Consider the following 22,856-nt stretch of genomic DNA (forward strand, 5'->3'; position numbering starts at 1 on the left):
CAGAACCAACTATTGTGGCATCGCTCATCCTTTACGTAACTCAAGGATTTGGTCATAGCGCTCTTCTTCATCAATATGATGGGCTATTTCTAGTACCGTGATCGGCAAAGAAAAGATTAGGTCTCTAACCAGACGACTATTTTTTTCGTCCAAAGCTGATGTCACTTCGTCCGCTAATAAAATATCCTTCTCGCGTAAGAGAAAACGAGCCAACTCTAATCTGACACGCTGACCTCCTGAAATGTTTTCACCATTATTATGAATTTCTACATTCAAAATATCCTGAAATTCATCTATTAAGCCAACTCGGTCCAATACCTCCAATAATTCATGGTCCTGAAAAGGCTGACCAAAAGTTAGATTATAGCGGATAGTATCGTTAAACAGGAAGGGATGCTGGCTAATTAAACCGATATTCCCTTGGAAATGACTCGTTATTTGATTTCCATCATACTGAACGAAAATGTCACCCTCATCACATACTTCTTCTCCTAAAATCAAGCGAAAAAGAGTCGTCTTTCCAGACCCGCTCGGTCCTTTGATTAAGACCTTCTGACCTACTGAAATCGTCGCCGTCAAATCAGAAAAAAGCTGACGTTCAGCAAAACTTTTTGAAATATGATTTAAGCGCAACGATTCGAGATTTTCAACAAATTGATCCTTTGTCTCTTCGAAATCAGGTTCTTCCTCGATAATCTTAAACAGGCGGTTCGCAGTCGGCAAGGCACCTTGGAGATTGGCTGCACTGTACATCAGAGTTTGGATCGGTTCTACCAGCATCCCCGCAGCAACATACATAGAGATGAGGCTTGTAATAGAAATAGAATTTCCCTGTAAACTCAAATAAAAGCCTAAAGCAAGAGGAACAACCTGACTAAAAAAGACCATAAATCCATTAAAGAAAAAAATAATATTATGTGTGAAACAAAATCTTTGGATGGCTTTTTGATATTCTCCGTTTAAATCATTCACGCGCTCTTCATTCAGCCTCATGGCCTGATTAATCCGTAAGGTTTGGCTGCCTTGCATACTATCCGAGACAAGCCCATGTAATTTCGTTCTAAGCTTGGACCAGCTGTCTCCCGAATCTTGTAAACGACGATTCATGATGAACTGAGGAATAGGTCTCATAATCGTAAAAATGACAAAAATAAGTCCTAAGAGAAAATTTTGTGAAACAATATAAATGGCTGTAACAAGGGCGACAAATCCCCAACTCACCATAACATTTATATTTTCCAAATAATTATCGCCCACATATTCCATATCTTGAGTTAGCAGACTAACTTTTTCATCATTGGAAAATTTAGGATTCAATATGACTTTCTTAAATAAAAGGGCACGGACACTTTTGTTGATTTCTCTTCGGAATATATTGTGCGAATAGTTTGAAAACAGCATCAGACTATAAATAACAAGATAGACAGACAAACCAAATAAAACAAAATTGAGAATTTTTCCATAAGAAAGGCCGTCTTGATCTAACTTCAAGGCCTTCGTTAAAATCAGAGGTTGCGCCAACACCAAACCACTATTCACAATACGCCCTAAAAAAATAGGAAAAAGATACTTCTTATCAATGTACTTATAAATATTTCTCATAATTATCATCCATCAAAATAGAGGGCTAGCACAACCCTCTTCTCTAATTTATTTAAAATCGTGATTATTTACAATCACAATTATAGTTAAATACTCTAGGTTTAGCATTCATTTTGTCATCGAATTTGTTATTCACTTTAACCTTCACCGAAAATTACAATCTCCATGTGTCAAAATTGTTAGTTCCAATAATTCAGCATCTGTATCGCTTATTTTAGATAGATACTTTTCGACCTCATACTCACCCTCACTTAAATATTTATTTTTATCAAGATAAGCATGAAACTCTTTCCTAATCACATCATTGCTGTCGACTACTCTATTCAATTCATTCGTAAGAAAAAATGAATGATTGGTTTTAGTATTAAAATACAACGTACCATCATCAGTACTATATTTTAATATATATCGTGACAAATTCATATTATCACCTCTTAATCTGTGTGACTTAACCTACAGTAAGTATACACCGATAGAAATATTAAATAAAGCAATATTCAGCAGATTAGAAAAGTTCCAACTTTTAATATTTTGGAAAAGGTTATCCTATAAAAGCTGCAATTTCGCCAACTTCTTGAGCAATATAGGTGGCGCCGGCTTCTTCCAATTCTTCCCTGCTTCCAAAGCCATAAAGGACACCGATAGAATCAAACTTTTGCGCTTGAGCGCCAAGCACATCGTGCTCCCTGTCTCCAATCATGATGGTATGCGCCAAATCTGTAATCCCATTTTGCTCCAAGGCATACTGGATAACATCGCTTTTTTTACTACGTTTTCTATCCATGGTCGCACCAGCGACAAAGTCAAAATAATCATACAAACCAAAGTGTTTGAGAATTTGAATGGAAAATTCTTCAGGCTTTGACGTAGCTACAATCAACTGTTTGCCAGCCTGCTTGAGAGAAGCCAGCAAGTCAGGAACGCCTAGATAGACCTCATTTTCATAAAGGCCTTTTTCGGAAAAATACTCATGATAGTAGTCAATGGCCTTTAAACATTCTTCCTTAGAAAATCCATAAAAGCGCTCAAAAGACTCCTGCAAGGGCGGACCGATGAAAACTCTCAATGCTTTCTTGTCTGGCACTTGAATCCCATATTTTCCTAAGGCATAGGCCACCGAGTTGGTAATCCCTAGTTCTGAATTGGTCAAGGTGCCGTCTAGGTCAAATAAAATCGTTTGATACATTTTTTCCTCTTTCTGCTTTCAAAAAGAGGCTGGGACAAAAGTCCTAGCCTCTCAATTGTCTTTGGATTGTCGAGCAAGACGCAGTGGTTGAGTGGGCTCTACTACGCTGATTTCATCAGCTTTTACAGCCCTACTCAACTGTGCGGAGGTGGGACGATGAAATCGAATTCTAACGAATGACCGATTTCTGTCCCACTCTCTTATCTTCATTTGCTTATAAACTAGACCAAACACTTTCCAAGATATTGGTTTGCTCGCGACCTGGTCCGACTGAGAAGGTCGAAATGCGGACTCCAACCAGTTCGCTGACACGGCGAACATAATTGCGGGCATTTTCTGGCAGGTCTTCTAGGCTGCGGACACCGGTGATGTCTTCTGACCAACCTGGTAATTCTTCATAGATTGGTTTGCAACGTTTGAGTTGCTCCAAGCTTGCTGGGTAGTGGTCAATGCGTTCTCCATCCAAGTCGTAAGCCACACAGATCTTCACTGTATCCAAACCTGACAGAACGTCGATGGAGTTCAAGCTGAGGTTGGTAATTCCTGACACACGACGGCTATGGCGCATGACAACTGAGTCAAACCAACCGACACGACGTGGACGACCGGTTGTTGTCCCATACTCATGGCCGACTTCACGGATCCGATCACCCACTTCATCAAAGAGCTCCGTAGGGAATGGGCCATCTCCAACACGGCTGGTATAGGCTTTACATACACCGACAACCTTATCGATCTTACTTGGGCCGACACCTGATCCGATGGTCACCCCACCTGCAACAGGGTTTGAGGAAGTTACAAATGGATAGGTTCCTTGGTCGATATCCAACATAACCCCTTGGGCTCCTTCAAAGAGCACGCGCTTGCCGTTATCCAAAGCATCGTTCAAGATAACAGAAGTATCGGTTACATATTGTTTGATTTGTTGACCATATTCATAGTATTCTTCGAAGATATCGTCAAATGACAAAGCCTCTGCATCATAGAGTTTGGTAAATTGACGGTTCTTTTCTTCCAAATTGATGCGAAGGCGTTCCGCAAAGACGTCACGGTCCAAAAGATCCGCAATCCGAATTCCTACACGTGCAGCCTTGTCCATATAGGCTGGTCCAATCCCTTTGATGGTCGTTCCGATTTTGTTGTCCCCTTTAGACTCTTCTTGGAGACGGTCCAATTCGATGTGGTAAGGAAGGATGACATGGGCACGGTCAGAAATGCGAAGGCTGTCTGTTGATACCCCTTCTTCATGGAGATAAGCCAACTCTTTGACCAATGATTTCGGGTTGACCACCACCCCATTTCCAATCACAGAGATCTTTTCAGGGAAGAAGATACCAGAAGGAATCAAGTGCAACTTGAACTTTTTGCCGTCAATCACGATGGTGTGACCGGCATTGTCCCCACCTTGGTAGCGAGCAATGACTTCTGCATTGGCTGATAGGAAGTCTGTAATCTTCCCTTTTCCTTCATCTCCCCACTGGGTTCCTACAACAACTACTGATGTCATATCTTTGTCTGAGCTATATAGCTCGTCCTTTCTTGAAAAGCAGGCAGGAATCTCACCTGCGATTATGTTTTATACCTCATTATATGAAAAATTTGACAATTTTTCAAGGAGGGTTCATCATTTCATTTGTTTTTTCTCTTATGTAGACGAATTACATTTTTACAAAATATGTATTTTCTGAATTTTAGTACTTAATTTAAAATAAAAGTTCGGAATTTTTGTAAAATCGTAGCGGAAATTTGCTTTCTTTTTCCGTTTGTAATAGACTAAAATAACTACCATAGGACGGTGAAACGATGACGATTAATCAATTACTGCAGAAACTGGATACATCAAGCCCTATTCTCCAAGCGACCTTTGGTCTGGAGAGGGAAAATCTGCGAGTGACAACTGATGGACACTTAGCTCAAACTGCTCATCCGAGTCAGCTTGGTTCCCGCAATTTCCACCCGACCATCCAAACAGACTTCAGCGAACAACAACTGGAACTAATTACACCTATTGCTCACTCTACTAAGGAAGCGCGGCGCTTACTGGGAGCTATCAGCGATGTGGCAGGCCGCTCAATTGACCAGAGTGAATGCCTGTGGCCTCTGTCCATGCCACCGCAGCTGACTGAAGAAGATATTATCATCGCCCGTCTGGAAAACGAATACGAACGCCACTACCGAGAGGGTTTAGCGAAAAAATATGGCAAAAAACTACAGGCCATCTCTGGCATCCACTACAACATGGAGCTAGGGAAAGATCTGGTCGCTGCTCTCTTTCAAGTCAGCTCCTATCATTTACTCAAGGACTTTAAAAATGACCTCTATCTCAAACTGGCTCGAAACTTTCTGCGTTTCCGATGGCTCTTAACCTATCTCTACGGTGCTGCTCCTCTGGCAGAAGCCGGCTTCTACAGTCAGGAATACCCGCAGCCTATCCGCTCTTTTCGCAACAGCGACTATGGCTATGTCAATGACGAGAATATTCAGGTGTCCTACACTTCTTTGGAGCAATATGTAACCGATATTGACAACTACGTTCAGTCTGGCGAGCTCAGTGCTGAAAAAGAATTTTACTCAGCCGTTCGCTTCCGTGGACAGAAGCACAATCGCGCCTATCTGGAGCAGGGTATCACCTATCTGGAATTCCGCTGCTTCGATCTCAATCCTTTTGACCATTTGGGCATTAGCCAAGAGACCTTAGATACTGTCCATCTCTTTTTACTGGGCCTGCTCTGGCTAGATGATGTAGAAAATGTTGATGCAGTATTAAAAGATGCTCATGATTTGAACCAGAAAATTGCTTGTAGCCACCCGCTGACTGCCCTGCCAGATGAGGCAGACAGCTCAGCCATTCTCCAAGCCATGGAAGAGCTCATCCAGCATTTTGAACTGCCAACTTACTATCAAACTTTGCTGGACCAGATGAGAGAGGCTCTCTTACATCCTCAGCTGACACTGTCAGGACAGCTCCTGCCCCATATCCAGCAAGATTCCTTAACAGCTTTTGGTCTAGAAAAAGCAGAAGAATACCACCGCTATGCCTGGACTGCTCCTTATGCCCTCAAAGGCTACGAAAATATGGAACTGTCCACCCAGATGCTACTCTTTGATGCTATTCAAAAGGGGCTAAATGTCGAAATTTTAGATGAAAAGGACCAATTTCTCAAGCTTTGGCATGGTAGTCATGTAGAATATGTCAAGAACGGCAATATGACCTCCAAGGATAACTATGTCATCCCTTTGGCCATGGCCAATAAAACAGTCACCAAAAAGATTTTGGCAGCAGCTGACTTTCCCGTTCCGGCTGGAGCAGAATTTTCTTCTCTAGAAGAGGGACTGGCCTACTACCCTTTGATTAAGAACCGAGAAATTGTTGTCAAACCCAAGTCAACTAACTTCGGACTGGGCATCTCTATCTTCCAAGAGCCAGCTAGCCTGGAAGCTTATCACAAGGCTCTGGAGATTGCTTTTTCAGAAGATGTCGCCGTCTTAGTGGAGGAATTTATCGCTGGAACGGAGTACCGCTTCTTTGTCTTAGACGGACAATGCCAAGCAGTCCTCTTGCGAGTGGCGGCCAATGTCGTCGGAGACGGTCAGCATACCGTGAGAGAATTGATTGCCATCAAAAATGACAATCCTCTGCGGGGCCGAGATCATCGTTCACCGCTTGAAATCATTGAACTGGGGGACATTGAACTGCTCATGCTGGACCAGCAAGGCTATGGACCAGATGATATCCTGCCTGCTGGAGTCAAGGTTGACTTGCGGCGCAATTCCAACATTTCTACTGGCGGAGACTCGATTGATGTCACAGACAGCATGCACCCATCTTATAAGGAACTCGCTGCGGACATGGCAAAGGCTATGGGAGCCTGGGCCTGTGGCGTTGATCTCATCATCCCTGACAGCTCTGCTATTTCCACAAAGGAAAATCCCAACTGTACCTGCATCGAGCTCAACTTCAATCCTTCTATGTATATGCACACCTATTGTGCTGAGGGGCCGGGACAAAGCATTACTCCGAAAATACTAGCTAAACTTTTCCCAGAAATGGACCTATAAAGTAAGAAAACGCAGAAGATGTCTCTGCGTTTTTGTTTTGTAACCGAGGTAGAGTTTTAGATGATAACCTAAAAAGATTAAGCATGGTCCTCCTACAAGTTTAAAATAGCAAGTCATTTGCTGTAAAATCATCCTCTAACAAGCAAATTTCAAACCTCTCCTGCATATAGCAGAGGAAATCTTCCCTTTTTCCTAAAAAGAATCATAGGTCGCGAATACAAGGCTAGTATCATCTGAACAAGTTCCAGCCAGTTACTGTTGGCTTCCATAGCCCACCATCTCAACCGCTTTAAAACTGCCTCGGGTTAAAAATTCATACGGAACCCCTAATGCATCAGCTACCGCCAAACCATAGACTGCCGTTTTCAAAGATTGGTTCATGCTAGCCTCCTTTGTTTTATTATACTATTTTTGGTCTTAAAATTCTTCCTAATCCCCAAAAACAAGCGCAGGCCCGCGCTTGTTTTTCTATTTTATGCTAAAATAGAAGCTATGGACAAAATTATTAAAACTATCTCAGAAAGTGGCTCCTTCCGTGCCTTTGTACTAGACAGTACTGAGACCGTGCGAGCAGCCCAAGAATACCATCAAACACAAGCAAGCTCAACAGTGGCCCTCGGCCGGACCATCATCGCTAGTCAAATTCTGGCAGCCAACGAAAAGGGAAACACCAAGATAACGGTGAAAATCCTTGGTACTAGCTCACTGGGTGCTATTATCACTGTGGCAGATACTCAAGGAAACGTCAAAGGCTACGTGCAAAATCCCGGTGTGGATATCAAGAAAACAGCGACCGGTGAAGTTGTGGTCGGACCATTTGTCGGAAATGGGGAATTCTTAGTGATTACCGACTATGGCACAGGCAATCCTTACCACTCCATGACGCCCCTGGTCACTGGAGAAATCGGTGAAGACCTGGCTTATTACTTGACTGAAAGCCAACAAACCCCATCTGCGGTTGGACTCAATGTCCTACTTGATGAAGAAGACAAGGTCAAGGTTGCGGGTGGTTTCTTGGTACAGGTCTTGCCAAATGCCAAGGAAGAAGAAATTGCCCGCTTCGAAAAACGGATCCAAGAAATGCCAGCCATTTCTACTCTTTTAGCCTCTGACGACCATATTGAAGCCCTTCTTGCTGCCATCTATGGCGAAGAGCCATACAAACGTCTCTCTGAAGAAGAACTTCGTTTCCAATGCGACTGTAGCAAGGAACGCTTCATGGATGCCCTGGCTAGCTTGCCAGTCAAAGACCTTCAAGAAATGAAGGACGAAGACCAGGGAGCAGAAATTGTTTGCCAATTCTGTCAGACAGCTTATCACTTTGATGAAAACGACTTGGAGGAACTCATTCGTGACAAATCTTAATACACCTTTTATGATTGGGAACGTCGAGATCCCAAACCGGACGGTCCTAGCCCCCATGGCTGGAGTGACCAATTCAGCTTTCCGGACCATTGCCAAAGAACTCGGAGCAGGGCTTGTGGTCATGGAAATGGTCTCTGACAAAGGAATCCAATACAACAACGAAAAGACCCTGCATATGCTCCATATCGATGAGGGAGAAAATCCTGTATCGATCCAACTTTTCGGGAGCGACGAAGATAGCTTGGCACGCGCAGCTGAATTTATCCAAGAAAATACCAAGACCGATATCGTCGATATCAACATGGGCTGCCCAGTGAATAAAATCGTGAAAAACGAGGCGGGTGCTATGTGGCTCAAGGATCCTGATAAGATTTACTCCATTATCAACAAGGTTCAATCCGTCCTTGATATCCCTCTCACTGTTAAAATGCGGACAGGTTGGTCGGACCCTTCTCTAGCAGTGGAGAATGCCCTCGCTGCTGAAGCTGCAGGTGTCTCTGCCCTTGCCATGCATGGACGGACTCGGGAACAAATGTATACGGGGCACGCTGACCTCGAGACCCTTCACAAGGTTGCGCAAGCTCTGACCAAGATTCCATTTATTGCAAACGGAGACATCCGTACGGTTCAAGACGCGAAGCAACGGATCGAAGAAGTCGGTGCCGATGCTGTTATGATTGGCCGTGCCGCTATGGGGAATCCTTATCTCTTCAACCAAATCAATCACTACTTTGAAACAGGAGAAATCCTGCCTGATTTGACCTTCGAAGACAAGATGAAGATTGCTTATGAGCACTTGAAGCGCTTGATCAATCTCAAGGGTGAGCACATTGCCGTTCGTGAATTCCGTGGACTTGCCCCTCACTACCTCCGTGGAACATCTGGCGCAGCCAAACTCCGCGGAGCCATCTCGCAAGCTAGCACTCTGGCTGAGATTGAAGAACTTTTACAATTAAAAGCATAAGAAGCATAAAAATAGGACCTTATATGAACTACACCCCCAAAGTTAGACTCAAAAAATCTAGCTTTGGGGGTGTTTTTATTATGAAATTGACAGATAAGAATAAGGTTCAGATCTATGCACTTAGAAAACATAGAAAAACTTCCAATGATCATCACAACTATTTCATTGAAAATGGCCAAGGCAATCTGCAGTTTCCGGTCTTAAACCTCCTCGTTTGGCTCAAAACTATCATTTGTTTAACAATTCTTGTCTATGTATTAGTAGAATATATGCGGTATTTAAGGAACTAATCAACCCCTAGCGTTCACAAGTGCCAGATGGGTTCTACCGATAACGTATACAATCAATTTGTTCTGCTTTCTCCTACTGATCTTCATGTTCGGATAAAAAACAATAAGTCATAGTCCCAAAGATGGCTCCAATACTAAGACCAAAGACCAGTAAGGGGATCATTATCTCTGTTTGGATGATTTTTCCCAGGAATGTTGAAAAGGGCATCTGCTGAACGAAGAGTTTATGAAAGAGTAGCAGGGCAAATAAGCCAATCTCAATAATTATAAATACCAACCAACTACGAACTTTTATTTGGTGTTTGCTGTAGGTTTTGTAGATGATTTCTGATTTATCATCCTTTTCAAGATGAAGCTCTTTGACAGCTCTTTGGGCTTTTATACTCATGAACAAAATGAGTCCAAAATAGAGGTAGGGAATAACCGATCGAACAATTTCTATAAAGCGTCCGAACAAAATATAGAACAGGAAGAGAAAGAAGGAAGAGTAAAAGATTTGGACCATGGAACGGGCGCAAGCCTTATAGATAACCTCTTGTCGGCATTCATCAAAGGGACCTTGGATATGAAAGAAATTTCGAAGTAAGCGAGTTGTTAAGTCTTCTTTTTGCATGGATAATTTCTCCTAAATGAATGAAGTTACTTTGTTTCTTTTACGAATTGATAGAGATAATAAAGATAAGTGATAGAAGAAAGGGTAGCGATAGTGAATAGTAAATAATATTTCCAATCACTTAAAATAACCGTCAGTTGTGGCAAGGATATAATCATAAAGCATAGTGCTAAGTTGAGTATGCGCGTTTTTTGGGAGTCGATCTTTAGATAAGTCAGTCCTTTGTTGAGTGCTGGGATAAAGACTAGAACGAGGATTATATCGTAGATGGGCAAGTTTCCTGAAATGATGATGAAAGTGAGTAGGGAAGCAAACAAAAGATGATAGGTAAGCAGGGTTACTAATGATTTCATAAGTTACCTCCTAATAGTCGTCTTGATCTTCCTTGGCTTTTCGAATGCGAAATGAGACACTAATTTGCATCACCAAGCCGAAAAAGAAGGCTGCGAAAAGGATTGATATAAAATGACCTAGATTGAAAAGAGAGGTAAGATAGTTTTTGCTATTATCCGTTAAGACATTGAGAAGAGGTATTCCAAAGAACATGAAAACTCCATAGAGCAGACCAGCTTTGATGCCAGGATAGCGTAACTGTTTGCTTTCTTTTTGGCTCAACATTTCGGGATCAATGGCTGTGATGCCCGTTTTCTTGGTTTGGGAGACCACATAGAAAGCAGACAGCATCGCAATGCAAAACACCACAAGAGGATAGCCAATAGCGACAATTTGAGGATATTTATAAGCAAGGACAAAGGGAATGAGATTGCCAAATATCATCAGGTAAAAGAGGACCATAAAGACTTTATTTCCAATGCGATCTGCCTCGCGTCGTTTGTGTTCATCAAGTGGTCCAGAAATGCCATATGTACGTTTAATCAGTTTTTCAGTAAAAGTTTCTTGTTTCATTTTCTTTTTCCTTTTTGTTAAAAATCATCTTCCCAAAAAAGATTGTTGAGGTCCGTTTGGAGGGTACGAGCGAGATTGAGACAGAGTTCCAGGGTCGGATTGTACTTGTCGTTTTCAATCATGTTGATAGTTTGCCTCGAGACACCGATATCCTTAGCAAGTTCGAGCTGAGACATCCCCAATTCCTTGCGAAATTCTTTCACACGGTTCATGTTTCCTCCTATTAAATTAATGTCGTGTATATTTGACTATAGTATAGTATTCTAAAAATTAAATGTCAACTATTTTTGACGTTTTTTAATATTTCTTGCTAAAAAAGCCCTCAGCTACTAAAAGTAACTGAAGGCTAATAGAACAGCTCTCGCTCGACCTACTCTTTCCAGCGATAGGTCTTGCGCGGTTTTTTCTTAGGCACCCGCTTAACCCCCACTTCTTCGACATAGGACCCATAGGTCACGAGGAAGTTGTTGGTCAAAATTTCCTTATCTGGATGGATTAGGTTCACCAATTCGGTTGCTTCGTATACGGTAAAAGGCTCTTCTAAGAGATGGAGGAAAGTCGGATTCCAAGTTAAGCGCCCTTGGATCCGCTTGATGGATTCTTGCACAATCTCATAGTGGTCAAAGGCAAAATCTTCAGCTGCCAAGACACGACCATCTAGGGAACATTCCCCTTGTTTGAAGTCCACATCGAGGAAGAGAACTTCTTTGGCATCATCTCCAGCTCGGACCATATCTACCGCTTCAGCTGGCAAATAAACCAAGTGAGCAATGGTGATGACCCAGCCCCGTGGGTCCCGACCAGGAGTCGAAACTGTCATTAACTGCTCGACCTTTTGAGGGGTCAACTCTAATCCAACTTCTTCTTGAACTTCGCGGATACAAGCCTGGATAGCATCCTCGTGCTTTTGCAAGAATCCTCCAACTAAGGCGACCCGATGCTGACAAGGGTGGGTTTTCCGGCGAATCACCAAGAGCTTCAAACGCCCCTCCACAAAGCAGTAGGCCACCATATCGGTAGTTACACTTGGATTTTCATAGGTGGGATGATCTTGCTCCTTATACCAACGGAGGAATTCTTCCTCGCTGACGACCGTCTCGTAGTATTCCTTTTCGTTCATCCCTTCCGGAATGCTGCTTGTTGCCATCTAAATAGCCTCCTTTTTCACAGCTTTGCTCCATTGGTACCAACCAACCAAGCTATTGAGGGTGTAGACCCAATACATTCCCTGAATATGGATGCTTTCTCCCCACCAGAGGTAGATACTGAAGAGGTTGGTCGCAATCCAGAAAATCCACTGTTCACGATAAAGACCAGTCATGAGAAGTTGACCGACTCCATTGGTCGCATCTGTCACACTATCACGGAAAGGTCGTGCGCTGTGGATGCTTTTATAAGCATAGCCCATCCCGATCCAAATCAGAGCTGTTAGAACCAAATACTTGATCCATTCCATTATGGTTAATTTCTTGGCCTCAAAGTGAGATTCTTCTGCCCCTCCTTGGTCATTGATCCGATTCGACAACCAGACATAGAGACCGATTGGTTGCATCACAAAGAAGTATAGGGTTGTCAGAACTTCTCCATAGAAGTTTTTGTTCAAGGCTAGGATGAGGTAAATCGCTGAGTTCACTGCTCCAAAGAGATAGTTACTAGCCCTACCTTCTGCTACTAGTATCACACAAACGATTCCTGTCCAGGAGGCAAAGAGCCCTAACCAATCGTGACTTGCCTCCTGATTGGTAAACTCTAGGACAAAGGGCACGCTAGACAAAGCAAGCAAATAAAGCCATTGTGTTAGAGTGCGACCTGCAAATAGGTCTTTCCAAAGGAGTTTCATAATCCCTACGAAGCCACGTTTGCCAGCTTCTCGATGGACATTTTTTAAATGCTCCCCAAATGTTTGAATTTTTTCTTGTAGTCGTTTCATGCTGTTTCTCCTTTAATCAGCTTGATAAATCGTATCGATGACACGCTTTGCTTCTTCGTAATTCCCCAAGTAGTCTTGCCCGAGATAGGCTGTAGGGATATCCGAGAGGTATTGGTGGCGGAGGTGATCCAGGTGATTTGAAAAACTGGTGCGAATTTCATCATCTGCCATGGTCATATCACGGAAGCCATCATTGACATAGGATCCAATGGGTTGAACAAATAAAATTAGATCCCATTTTTCCTTAGCTAGGATACTGACGAAGAGGTTGTCAAAAGTATCCGTCATACTGGTCTCTGGGCCTTCTACTTCCATATAGTAGTCGTAATAGCCCTTCGTCACCAGAGAATTCGTATCCGCAATCACTAGCCCTCGATTGGCGCTACTATCAATCAATTTAGAAGTCTGATCGTATTGCCCCAACAAGAGGTAATAGTAATCTTTTGGTGTCAGCTCATCATCCCGTACATTATTTCTAATCTGGTACTCGCGAGCATATTCTAAGCTCACTGGTGCATCATAGAAGCGGGCCAAATCTTTTGCCAAGGTTGTCTTCCCGTTGCTAGCACTCCCCATAATGAGGACTTTCTTCGTGAACTGACGGCGGAAGGGTTGGGCAATGTATTTCCAATACTTGCTCGGGTTCTCTCTGATGAGGGTCCCTGAAATGCCAAATTGACGTTCCTGCAGGCGAGCTTCAAAACCTCGCGCTTCAAGTTCTTCTTGGTAAGTCTTCTCTCCAACAAAGAAGACTAAATCTTCTCTCTTAGAATCATATTGAATCGTTTCTAAGGCGGTTTTCAACCAAGGTTCCCATCCCAAGGGATAGCGAGGAAGTTCTGTCTCATCGAGTTTATAAATCTGAGTGAGTTCATCATTTGAAAAACCTTCTCGAATATAGCGAAAACGTTTTTGCAAAGGAAGGCCAACTTCTTCTCCTCGGTCACCTTTGTAACCAGAGACAATCACACAAACGCGGTCACATTGGCGTTTTGCCCGTTGAATTAAATCAATATGCCCTTGATGAAGGGGGGCAAACGTTCCAAATACCACTGCCACTCTTTCTTTCATCTAACTGGCTCCTTTATCATAATGTCAAAACATGTTTTGCTTATGATTTTATTATAAACTATAATTTCAATCTGTCAATACCTTTTTATAAAAAAATATAATTTTGTAAAACAAAAATTAAAAAGATTCAACTCTGTATGTTATTATACAGAATTGAATCTCTGATTTCAATCATTTTTTTAATTTTCTCAGTGGCAAGACATTATTCCCGAACCAAGGCATGCGTATGGCCTTTTTCTGTCACTTGAACACTTGCCAGTTGGCCATCTTGACCAACGACTATATCCAAGCTAGCTACAGATCCATCTTGGGCGGAAATCAAGCCAGCATGATAATGACCTTGATCCAAGTTGTATTCATAGCTTCCAATCGTATAGCCCACTGCATCGCCACCTGAAGTTTGTATGGTCACTTGGCCTCCTTGCCCGATTGTTACAGCTGTATCGCGACCGTCGGTCCAACTACCTATTGCTCCAGAATAATCCCCTGAGGCATAAGCTAATACACCTTTATAGCGTGGGTTCTCTGTCTTAGAGGCTTGCTCTTTTGCAGTCGTGCGACCTTCTTCCAAGCTAGGTAGTTTTGGTTTTTCAGGTGCTGAAGTCACTGCTGGATGTGTTTCTTTGGAAGGAGTTGGGGCCAGGCTTTGACTGACTTGTGGAACTCTTGGTGTCACCGGAGTTGACGGAGTCTCTTGGCTCGCTTGTGTTTCACTCGAAGCGATGGCAGGAGTTTTTGCCACTTCTGCGCTTTGTTGGCTTTGTGTGGTTTTGCCTGTAGCCTTTTTCTCTTCTTTTTTACTCGTAGAGCTTTGTTTCACTTGCTCAATTTTACTAGTTGAAGATGGACTGGTTTCCTTTTTCTTTTCTGATCCACAGCCGCTTAAGAGAAGAGCAGCGGTTAAAGCAAGGGTTGACAGACTAAATAAGGTTCCTTTCATTTTCATGGCAATACCTCCCCTTTTGTAACATTTGTTACATTTTGTAATACAATTGTAACATTTATCTATAGGGAAGTCAAGAGGATTTACGATACTTATAAAAAATAGAAACTAGTTTCAAAAAAAGAGTGAATGATTGGAGCTCTACTCCAATCATTCACTCTTTTTCTTATTGATAAACTTCTTGATAAAATTCGATGGTATCTCCATCTTGGACAGTCGTTTCTGCTGCCCCTTTTGGTGCCATCTCTCCATTGATCTTGTACATCCAATAGAGCCCCTTGCTTTCATCCTGAGCTACGCCATCGATCGAGGTGATGAAGCCACTCTTCTCCTCAATCTTGTAGTTAGCCTTCAGGACTTCCATCAGGTTGGCTTTTTCAGCAACCTTCAAGGTCTTGCTTTGAGCTTCTTGCCCTTCAGGGACGATACTGACCGTAATGGTAATTTGTTTTTCTTTAGCTACTTGTGAGCTAGAAGCTGAGTTTTTCGTAGTCGATGGTGTGCTTTGTCCGCAACTGACCAATACAAGAGCCGTTAGGACAGCAAAGAAGCTATAAAGTGTTTTTTTCATGATAGAATCTCCTAAATATTGTATAAAGTAGAGGGTAAAAACAGACGGTGGAAAGGGCGTGGGCTAGGTTAAAGCTAAAGCCATTCACCAGTGCATAGGTCCACCAAGGCATGTGGTAGAGGACAGCATAAAGACTGTCAATCACTATCCCGTAGAGAAAGGATAAGATGCCGACCACTAGGGTTTGGACTTGCAAAGACAAGTGGCGGTAAAGCCCCCGCCAAAGAGTCAAGAGGAGGCCAAAGGCCAGTATCTGAGCGAGCACCACTGGGCTCATCCCCAAGAGAAAAGCCGAGGTAAACATGGTGACCGCCATCACCAAAAAGGCAAATTGCCAGTCTTCAAATAGCACCAGTAAAAAGAAAATGGCACTAATGGGTTGGACATTGGGCAAGAAGGCAAAGGCTTGTCTCAGCACCACACAGAGGGCTGCTAAGAGGGTGATTCGGGTCAAGCGTTTGAGAGGCACTGCATATCCTCCTAGTCAATCGTGAAGTTAAGCTGACCAGACTTGACACCTACCTTGAGGGTTTGCCCTTCAGCCACTTCTCCTCTCAAGAGGATCTCTGCCAAGTAGTCTTCCACCTGGGTCTGGATGGTTCGGCGCAAAGGACGCGCTCCCATCTCTGGATCATATCCGTGAGTCGCCAGCCATTTAAGGGCAGACGCTTGGAATTTCAGAGTAATGCCTTTCTCTGCTAGAGATTGAACCAAGGGTTTCACCATAATCTTGACAATCTCATGCATTTGGTCACTGGTCAAGCTATGGAAGACAACCTTCTCATCAATCCGGTTGATAAACTCTGGTCGATAGGTCTTCTTCAACTCTTCGAAGATGCGTTTCTCCATATTGGCTTGGTCAAAGCGAATATCCTTAGCTCCAAAGCCAACCGTCTTATCATCTCGTAAAGCGGTAGCTCCCAAGTTTGAGGTCATGATAATAATGGTATTGGAGAAATCTACCTTGCGTCCCTTGCTGTCGGTCAAGACACCGTCATCCAAGACTTGCAAGAGAACGTTAAAGATATCTGGATGGGCTTTTTCCACCTCATCAAACAAGAGGACTGAATATGGTTTGTTGCGGACTTTTTCCGTCAACTCGCCCCCTTCTTCATAACCGACATAGCCTGGAGGGGCACCGTTGAGACGACTGGCTGCAAATTTCTCCATGTATTCACTCATATCAAAGCGGATCAAAGCGGACTCGTCATCAAAGAGGACTTCAGCCAGCGCCTTCGCCAGCTCAGTCTTCCCGACCCCAGTGGGACCGAGGAAGAGGAAGGAGCCAATTGGCCGTTTATGAGACCGAATTCCCGACTGATTACGGCGAATGGCTCGGCTGATACTTGAGACAGCCTGATCCTGACCGATCACGCGCTTATGAAGTTCTGCTTCCAATTCAAGGTATTTCTTAGCTGCTGTTTGGGTTAGTTTCTCCACAGGAATGCCTGACAATTGACTGAGCGTCTTCAGGATATCCTCTTCCTTAACTTCTAGCTGGTAGCCTTTTGGACTGGCATCTTCTTTTAGCAACTGAGCAACTTTTTTCCACTGCCCCTTGAGCAAGGCTTGATCGGCAGCTGTCAAGTCGGACTGAAGACCGGCTTGAGGCCCCTTGTTTTGCACGGTCGCTGCCGCCTCATCCAAGAGGTCAATGGCGGAGTCAGGTAAGAGGCGACTGGTCAAATAACGATTGGCATAGACAACAGCTGTCTCGATGGCCTCATCCGTAATATGGACACGGTGGTGACGTTCATAGGTCTTCTTGAGCCCTTGCAAAATCGCAATGCTATCTGCAACTGAGGGTTGCTCAATCAAGACCTTAGCAAAGCGGCGTGACAGAGCAGCGTCTTTTTCAATGTGTTTTTGGTATTCTTCTTGCGTAGTGGCTCCTACGGTCCGTAGGGTCCCGCGAGCCAAGGCTGGCTTCAAGATATTGGCAGCATCCAAGGTGGAGTCAATCCCAGAGCCAGAGCCCATAATGGTATGGAGCTCATCAATGAAGAGGATGACATGGCCATCTTCTTCGATATCATTGATGATGTTGTTCATCCGCTCTTCAAAATCTCCACGGAACCGCGTCCCTGCGACAACATTCATCAAGTCCAATTCTAGGACCCGCATTTTAGCCAGTTCCGTCGGGACATCTCCGCTGGCAATCCGTTGAGCCAAGCCCAAGGCTAGAGCGGTCTTTCCGACACCGGCATCCCCGACCAGAACTGGGTTATTTTTTGTTTTACGGCTCAAAATCTGAATCATCCGCGAGATTTCTTGACCCCGACCAATCACCGGTTCCAAACTGCCATTGCGAGCCATTTCTGTCAAATCTCGGGTGTAGTCTTCCAAACCACCGCTGGTAGAGGCTGGCATGCCCATCATATTTCCCATGGTTTGACGATTGGGTTGCTGGGCTCGATAGAGCGAACGAATGGCCTTGACAGCTTCCTTGTCCCAACCTGCTCGTTGCTCCAAGCTCTTCCGAAGCTCGACGATTTTAATGCCCTCTTCCTGATCATCATAGCGGAAGCCGACATATTCCAATACTTGAGAAGCCAAGGTCCCCCGCTCTAATAGAAGCGCCAAGAGGACATGCTCTGTTCCAAGACTTTTGGCATGGACTGCCTGGGCAATCTCTTGGGAACGTTTCATGATTTCTTCGACACGGAAAGAAAAAGGAAACACCTCATAGCGGCCATCCCTCTGGTAGACTTGACCCGTAATGTGCTCCGCCGCATCTTGAAAATCATCAATCTGCATAGGATAGTCACTTAAGACAGAACCAGCTACACTATAAGGATTATTGGCTAGGGCCACTAGGATATGCCAGGTATCTAGCGTTTGGGACTCAAAATGACCCGCCAAGATTTGAGCGGCTTCAATCGTTTCTAATAAGGCTTTTGAATAGTTCATAAGGAGATTACATTCCCTTTCTATCGACTTGTTGGATAATTTTTCGTAGGATATTGGCTCGTAGGCAATGGGCTTCACTTCCCAGGACCTCGTCTGTCGTCGTCACTGACAAAAGCTCTGCTTCTCTCTTTGTAAGGACTTTTTCTTCAAATAGCATCTGGAGAATATCACCAAAAACAGTCTGACTGATTTGTTCTCCGATGCTTGCGCCAAGCTCTTTTAGCATCTGGTGTTGGTCTGAAAATTGGACCTTGCCAATCCGGATATAACCGCCACCTCCACGCTTGCTCTCTACGATATAGCCTCGACTTTCGGTGAAGCGGGTCTTGATCACATAATTGATTTGACTAGGAACAACTTGGAAGACATCCGCTAATTCGCTTCTCTTGAGCTCTGCGATGCCTGCTTGGGCCAGTAGCGACTTGATATAGGCCTCAATGCTATCTGATGTATTTTTACTTGCCATGATGCTCCTTTCTAACCTTTTCATTCTAGATAAGCTCTCTGCTTTTCAGAGGATCAAAAATGGTCTCATCATCCATGATGTCATTCTTGACCTTATCTGACTATTATACAATTTTTACGCCTGTAAATAAAGCAAAGACTACGTCGAGATGGAATCTGAAGACCCTTGTTGGTAGCCAGAAGGAGGCAAAAAAAGAGGATAGCTATTGCTAACCTCTTGTAGAAGGGACTTTAGGATTTCCGACGAGCGTATTTCACTCTTCCGCCTAAGAAGCCTAAGCCGAGTAGTCCGATCCAAGCTAAGAAACTTGCCTTCTCTGATCCTGTCTGTGGCAGTTTTTCTTGGGACTGCACAGGGTCTGGATTTACGGCTTCTACCACAGGAGAAGGAGGAGTCTCTTTCGAAGCCGTTGGTTTCAAAATTGGAGCAATTCCACTTCCTTTTTTGTCTTCTGGAGGAAGGAACGGTTTCGTTTCTTGTGAGTCTTCACTAGGACTTGTTGGTAGCGGCACATCCGGAATAATAGGAGCTTCTTCTACTTCCTTCGTCCCGACTTCTGTGATCTGGTCCTGAGCTTCCACTTCGACAAAGGCATCGACTTCTGTCCGAATTTCTTTGCCTTCTTCTTGTCGAACCTCAATCAATTTCAATCGGCGTCCGACCTTCCCTGCTTGAAGGATCCGGCTTTCGCCCTTGGCCAAGTCCTTGTTCTCACGTGTTTGACTCTCAAATGGAATCTCCTCCGCTTCGATGAGAAGTTCTGGTTTTTCAAGAATCAAATCCCGAACACCTTCTTCTGGTCGTGTCTGCGTCAGCGGTTCATAATTGTGAGCATCTCCTAAGATGGTTTCAAGGGCTTCCACTTGATTAGCTGCAGCAACCAAATCTGGTCGCTCTTGATTCAACAACTGAGTCAAGTCCGTCAATTGTCCTTGAACCGTCGGTTTGAGGTCTGCTTTCAAGCGATCGAGAGAAGTAGCCTTAATCTTTTCTACTCCTTCTCTGATGATCTGTTGCAGCTCTTCTTGACTGAGCAACTGACTATCTTTCCCTGAGAGGACAAATCGGTCGACCTGGATAGCTCTGGACGACTGAGGATCATTGAGGGCCGGATCCAGATGCAGGCGTAGCTGGTGGTAGCCTTTTGCTAGACCTTGTAGATTGACCAAACTCTGGTCGAGCTTGCGTTGGTCTCCGTAGCCACTGAAATAATGATCGCCTTCGATCTCATAATCATGGCCCCGACCTTCTTCGAAGGTCATTTCTTTTCCATCCAGGGTGACGCTGTAGAGCCCATGACTTGGATCAACCACTCCTCGAACCTCCACACCTGTGCCCTTAAAGGTAATGGTCACTTCAATGTGTTTCTTGCCCTCCTCATTGGTCACTTGGTTAAAGCTAGACCAAGATTCTGTGCCATTTGAGAAGTTTGGATTGTCTGTCTCGTGCTGCCAACCCTCACTGTAATGCAGTTTTGGATCTTGGTCATCTACTTCTTTGCGATTTTCTGGAAGCAGGTCCTCGTTCATCACTTGGACTGTCAGTTCTGGAATAAAGCCGACCAGGCTTCCCTGATCCGGATGCAACAATTTGACCTTAAAGTCATAGACATCGGTCGCTTTTCCTGCAAAATCAAGAGTTGGAACTTGGACTGTTTTTTCCGTCTCTCCATCTGCGAACTCAAGGGTGACATTGGTATCTTTGTAGACCTTGCCATGAACCCCTGTTCCTGGTTCTGTGATCAATTTGAGACTGGCACTTCCTTTAGAGCCACCTTTTCTCTTGACGACGACTTGCGCTGGGTCGCCTTTCTTAACAGCTAGGGTTGGCTGAGCAAACTCAAAGAGACCCTTTTCTTGGTTATTGAGGGAATAAATCCCTTCCGTTGCGATCGCATCTCCCTTGCTATTGACCAAGGTCAAGGTGTGGGATCCTGCTGCCAAGTCCGGTGTTTCATAGACCTTTTGGCTGCGTTTGCGGCTTGGGCTTTGGGTATTGACGGTCGCTAGCTTTTGGCCATCGACAGAGACATCCATTTCCCCATGACCAGGGTCGACAGTAGCGACCACATAGGCCTTGGTACCTTCAAACTGATAGGTCACCGAAGCTCCTTTTTCCTTGGTCCACATAGAGGTGCCTCGGACGCCTTCTCCCTCTTCATTCCATTGGCTATTGGCCCGGTCAGCAGTCCGGTCAGAATGATAAGTCAAACCAAGCGGGTAACCATCGGTTTCTTCGATGCTAGCTGGGGTCTTATAGACAGAGACACCGTTCAAGATTGGAGTGGCTTGGGCATCGGTGATGGACACCCGGATATAGCGACTATCAACTGGTTGCCCTTTGATCAAACGGCGGTATCCTACGGTTGAGCCAGCTCCAAAAGGAACCCATTGACCATTTACAGCCACATCGATGGTGAAGCCAGAAATCCGTTGGCCTTTCTCGATGGTTTCTTTGAGCTCTACTACATCAAAGTGTTGCTCTTTTCCAAGATCGAGCACAAAAGAGCCGGTTTTGGCATCATCTGCAGGTGCCCAACTGGTCTTTTCATCGCCATCTGTCAAATGGCTGGCTGAATAATGAGCATTGCGTCGTGTCGAGTCAGCTTCGACCAAAGCTCCTGCCGCATAGTCCACACTGTAGAGTTGGTCCAAAGTCTGGCGGAATTCTTTCAAACGGGCCACATCGGCATCCGCAAATTTCCCATCTTGATTCGGTGGAATATTAAGCAAAAGCGGGGTTCCACGGCCGACCGATTTGAAGTAAATGTCCATCAATTCGCGCAAGGACTTAGGCTCTTGGTTGTCATGGTAGAACCAGCCGGAGCGAATAGAAACATCCGCTTCTCCCACTGAGTATTGCTTCCCTTCTGGATCCCCGTGATTGAGGTAACTATTAGATGGATTGTTACGAATCTTATCTGGATTGACCTTATGCCAAACTGGATCTCCAGCGATCCCCTTCTCATTTCCGATCCAACGAACATTGGTGGGCTCAGCCGAGAAGATGGCAATGTCCCCTTGGGCCTTACGAATGACATCAAACCACTTGTCGAAGGTATAGGTGACTTTTTGAGCCCCATCGCCCCGCGCTCCATCCATCCAGACTTCTACGAACTTGCCCTTGTTACCATATTTTGGATCTTCAAGGATTTCTTTGAGCTGGTTGAGATAGTATTCGTTGTATTGGTCCTCTGTATCCACATGGTAGAGCGGGCTGTGAGCATCCCAAGGCGAGAGGTAGACCCCCATATCCATGTCATACTTGCTGGCAGAAGCAGAAACCTCGGCTAGGACATCACCTTTTCCATCCTTCCAGCCACTTTTGGCAATGGTATGGTCGGTGTATTTGGATGGGTACAAGAGGAAGCCATCGTGGTGCTTGACGACCATGATGGTTCGTTTGAAGCCCGCGTCTTTCAGGGTTTTGATCCACTGATCGGTATCCAGATGCTCTGGATAGAAATAATAAGGGTCTTCTTGCCCATCTCCCCACTCACGATCGTAGTAAGTATTCATCCCAAAGTGGATGAAAGCTGCTAGTTCTTCGCGGTGGTATTGCATCTGAGCCTTGCTTGGAGGTGGTCCATAATCCGCAATCTCAGGCTCCTCATCTAGAGAAGTGGCTGGTTGGCTTGCTTCTGTCCCTTGGCTAACTGCGCGATTTTCTTTCTCACTAATAGCTGATGAGGACTGTTCAGATTCTTCTTGGTGCTCGTTCACAGTTTTCTCCTCCTTTCCTTGATCCCCTGCATTGCTCGTTTCAACCCGTTCTTCACGCGGTTCACTATTCTCAGCTTGTTCCTCTGCGTAACTGGTAGTCACTCCTAAAAAACAAGTCGCTACGACTACCGAGCAGACGCCTACTGAGAGCTTGCGAATGCCAAATCGATTTCTCTTATCAACTAATCTTTTTCCCATATTCCATTCCTTTATGTCATCAGGTAAAGAGGGTGGAGACTTTCCCCATCCTCTTTCTGT

Annotated in this window: 21 protein-coding genes; 3 read left to right on the plus strand and 18 right to left on the minus strand. The window is 44.5% G+C overall.

Translation table 11 applies throughout. From position 1 onward, the window contains the following. Window positions 1-24: 24 nt before the first annotated feature. From I2D56_RS01250 to I2D56_RS01265, 4 genes are all read right to left on the minus strand, one after another. Window positions 25-1,602: an ATP-binding cassette domain-containing protein gene (locus tag I2D56_RS01250; RefSeq protein WP_003016812.1), complete on the minus strand. Its 1,578-nt coding sequence runs from the start codon at window positions 1,600-1,602 to the stop codon at window positions 25-27. 144 nt (window positions 1,603-1,746) lie between these two features. Further along, a complete protein-coding gene (locus tag I2D56_RS01255; RefSeq protein ID WP_003009004.1) occupies window positions 1,747-2,025 on the minus strand; it encodes a hypothetical protein in 279 nt (92 codons plus the stop codon). A gap of 118 nt (window positions 2,026-2,143) precedes the next feature. Continuing rightward, a complete protein-coding gene (locus I2D56_RS01260) occupies window positions 2,144-2,788 on the minus strand; it encodes an HAD family hydrolase (protein WP_031575622.1) in 645 nt (214 codons plus the stop codon). Window positions 2,789-3,002: 214 nt separating this feature from the next. Further along, window positions 3,003-4,295, minus strand: a complete 1,293-nt coding sequence (locus I2D56_RS01265) for an adenylosuccinate synthase (RefSeq protein ID WP_195347789.1) — start codon at window positions 4,293-4,295, stop codon at window positions 3,003-3,005. 296 nt (window positions 4,296-4,591) lie between these two features. On the opposite strand from I2D56_RS01265, the gene gshAB reads away from it, so the two are divergent. Next, complete coding sequence (gene gshAB / locus I2D56_RS01270) at window positions 4,592-6,847, plus strand: bifunctional glutamate--cysteine ligase GshA/glutathione synthetase GshB (protein ID WP_195347790.1); 2,256 nt, start codon at window positions 4,592-4,594, stop codon at window positions 6,845-6,847. A gap of 252 nt (window positions 6,848-7,099) precedes the next feature. On the opposite strand, the gene I2D56_RS01275 is transcribed toward gshAB, so the two are convergent. Beyond that, window positions 7,100-7,228 (minus strand): hypothetical protein, encoded by a 129-nt coding sequence (locus I2D56_RS01275; protein WP_006595453.1) that lies wholly within the window; start codon window positions 7,226-7,228, stop codon window positions 7,100-7,102. 111 nt (window positions 7,229-7,339) lie between these two features. Here I2D56_RS01275 and hslO point away from each other — a divergent pair, with 111 nt between their 5' ends. Both hslO and dusB read left to right on the plus strand, forming a co-directional pair. Next, window positions 7,340-8,212 (plus strand): Hsp33 family molecular chaperone HslO, encoded by an 873-nt coding sequence (hslO, locus tag I2D56_RS01280; RefSeq protein WP_324250349.1) that lies wholly within the window; start codon window positions 7,340-7,342, stop codon window positions 8,210-8,212. Next, window positions 8,199-9,176 carry a tRNA dihydrouridine synthase DusB gene (dusB, locus tag I2D56_RS01285; protein ID WP_037615415.1) on the plus strand — a complete coding sequence of 326 codons (978 nt, stop codon included), beginning with the start codon at window positions 8,199-8,201 and terminating at the stop codon, window positions 9,174-9,176. Before hslO ends, dusB begins: the two co-directional genes overlap by 14 nt. Before the next feature lie 363 nt (window positions 9,177-9,539). Here dusB and I2D56_RS01290 read toward each other — a convergent pair whose 3' ends face one another. From I2D56_RS01290 to I2D56_RS01350, 13 genes are all read right to left on the minus strand, one after another. After that, window positions 9,540-10,079, minus strand: coding sequence for a DUF3278 domain-containing protein (locus tag I2D56_RS01290; RefSeq protein WP_195347792.1), 540 nt, complete (start codon window positions 10,077-10,079; stop codon window positions 9,540-9,542). A gap of 26 nt (window positions 10,080-10,105) precedes the next feature. After that, window positions 10,106-10,432 (minus strand): hypothetical protein, encoded by a 327-nt coding sequence (locus I2D56_RS01295; RefSeq protein WP_195347793.1) that lies wholly within the window; start codon window positions 10,430-10,432, stop codon window positions 10,106-10,108. A 10-nt stretch (window positions 10,433-10,442) separates the two neighbouring features. After that, on the minus strand, window positions 10,443-10,985 hold the full coding sequence (locus tag I2D56_RS01300) for a DUF3278 domain-containing protein (protein ID WP_195347794.1): 543 nt from the start codon (window positions 10,983-10,985) through the stop codon (window positions 10,443-10,445). Between the two features lie 17 nt (window positions 10,986-11,002). Further along, window positions 11,003-11,197, minus strand: a complete 195-nt coding sequence (locus I2D56_RS01305; protein ID WP_129822551.1) for a helix-turn-helix transcriptional regulator — start codon at window positions 11,195-11,197, stop codon at window positions 11,003-11,005. A 158-nt stretch (window positions 11,198-11,355) separates the two neighbouring features. Next, window positions 11,356-12,132 (minus strand): NUDIX domain-containing protein, encoded by a 777-nt coding sequence (locus I2D56_RS01310; RefSeq protein ID WP_195347795.1) that lies wholly within the window; start codon window positions 12,130-12,132, stop codon window positions 11,356-11,358. Next, window positions 12,133-12,915: a nicotinamide riboside transporter PnuC gene (pnuC, locus tag I2D56_RS01315; RefSeq protein ID WP_195347796.1), complete on the minus strand. Its 783-nt coding sequence runs from the start codon at window positions 12,913-12,915 to the stop codon at window positions 12,133-12,135. A 12-nt stretch (window positions 12,916-12,927) separates the two neighbouring features. Next, entirely contained in the window at window positions 12,928-13,986 is a 1,059-nt protein-coding gene (locus I2D56_RS01320) for an AAA family ATPase (protein WP_195347797.1), read from the minus strand. A gap of 202 nt (window positions 13,987-14,188) precedes the next feature. Then, the gene (locus I2D56_RS01325; protein WP_195347798.1) at window positions 14,189-14,932 is read right to left on the minus strand and encodes a hypothetical protein; all 744 of its coding nucleotides are present in this window, start codon (window positions 14,930-14,932) and stop codon (window positions 14,189-14,191) included. 163 nt (window positions 14,933-15,095) lie between these two features. Next, a complete protein-coding gene (locus I2D56_RS01330; RefSeq protein ID WP_195347799.1) occupies window positions 15,096-15,500 on the minus strand; it encodes a DUF4430 domain-containing protein in 405 nt (134 codons plus the stop codon). Further along, window positions 15,481-15,969, minus strand: coding sequence for an ECF transporter S component (locus I2D56_RS01335; protein ID WP_195347800.1), 489 nt, complete (start codon window positions 15,967-15,969; stop codon window positions 15,481-15,483). The genes I2D56_RS01330 and I2D56_RS01335 overlap by 20 nt, the downstream gene beginning before the upstream one ends. Window positions 15,970-15,980: 11 nt before the next feature. Then, entirely contained in the window at window positions 15,981-18,410 is a 2,430-nt protein-coding gene (locus tag I2D56_RS01340) for an ATP-dependent Clp protease ATP-binding subunit (protein ID WP_195347801.1), read from the minus strand. Window positions 18,411-18,417: 7 nt separating this feature from the next. Further along, window positions 18,418-18,876 (minus strand): CtsR family transcriptional regulator, encoded by a 459-nt coding sequence (locus tag I2D56_RS01345; RefSeq protein ID WP_195324223.1) that lies wholly within the window; start codon window positions 18,874-18,876, stop codon window positions 18,418-18,420. 230 nt (window positions 18,877-19,106) lie between these two features. Then, complete coding sequence (locus tag I2D56_RS01350) at window positions 19,107-22,796, minus strand: alpha-L-fucosidase (protein ID WP_195347802.1); 3,690 nt, start codon at window positions 22,794-22,796, stop codon at window positions 19,107-19,109. Between the last annotated feature and the right edge of the window lie 60 nt (window positions 22,797-22,856).

This window comes from Streptococcus australis (assembly GCF_015553625.1).
GTDB classification, from domain to species: Bacteria; Bacillota; Bacilli; order Lactobacillales; family Streptococcaceae; genus Streptococcus; species Streptococcus australis_B.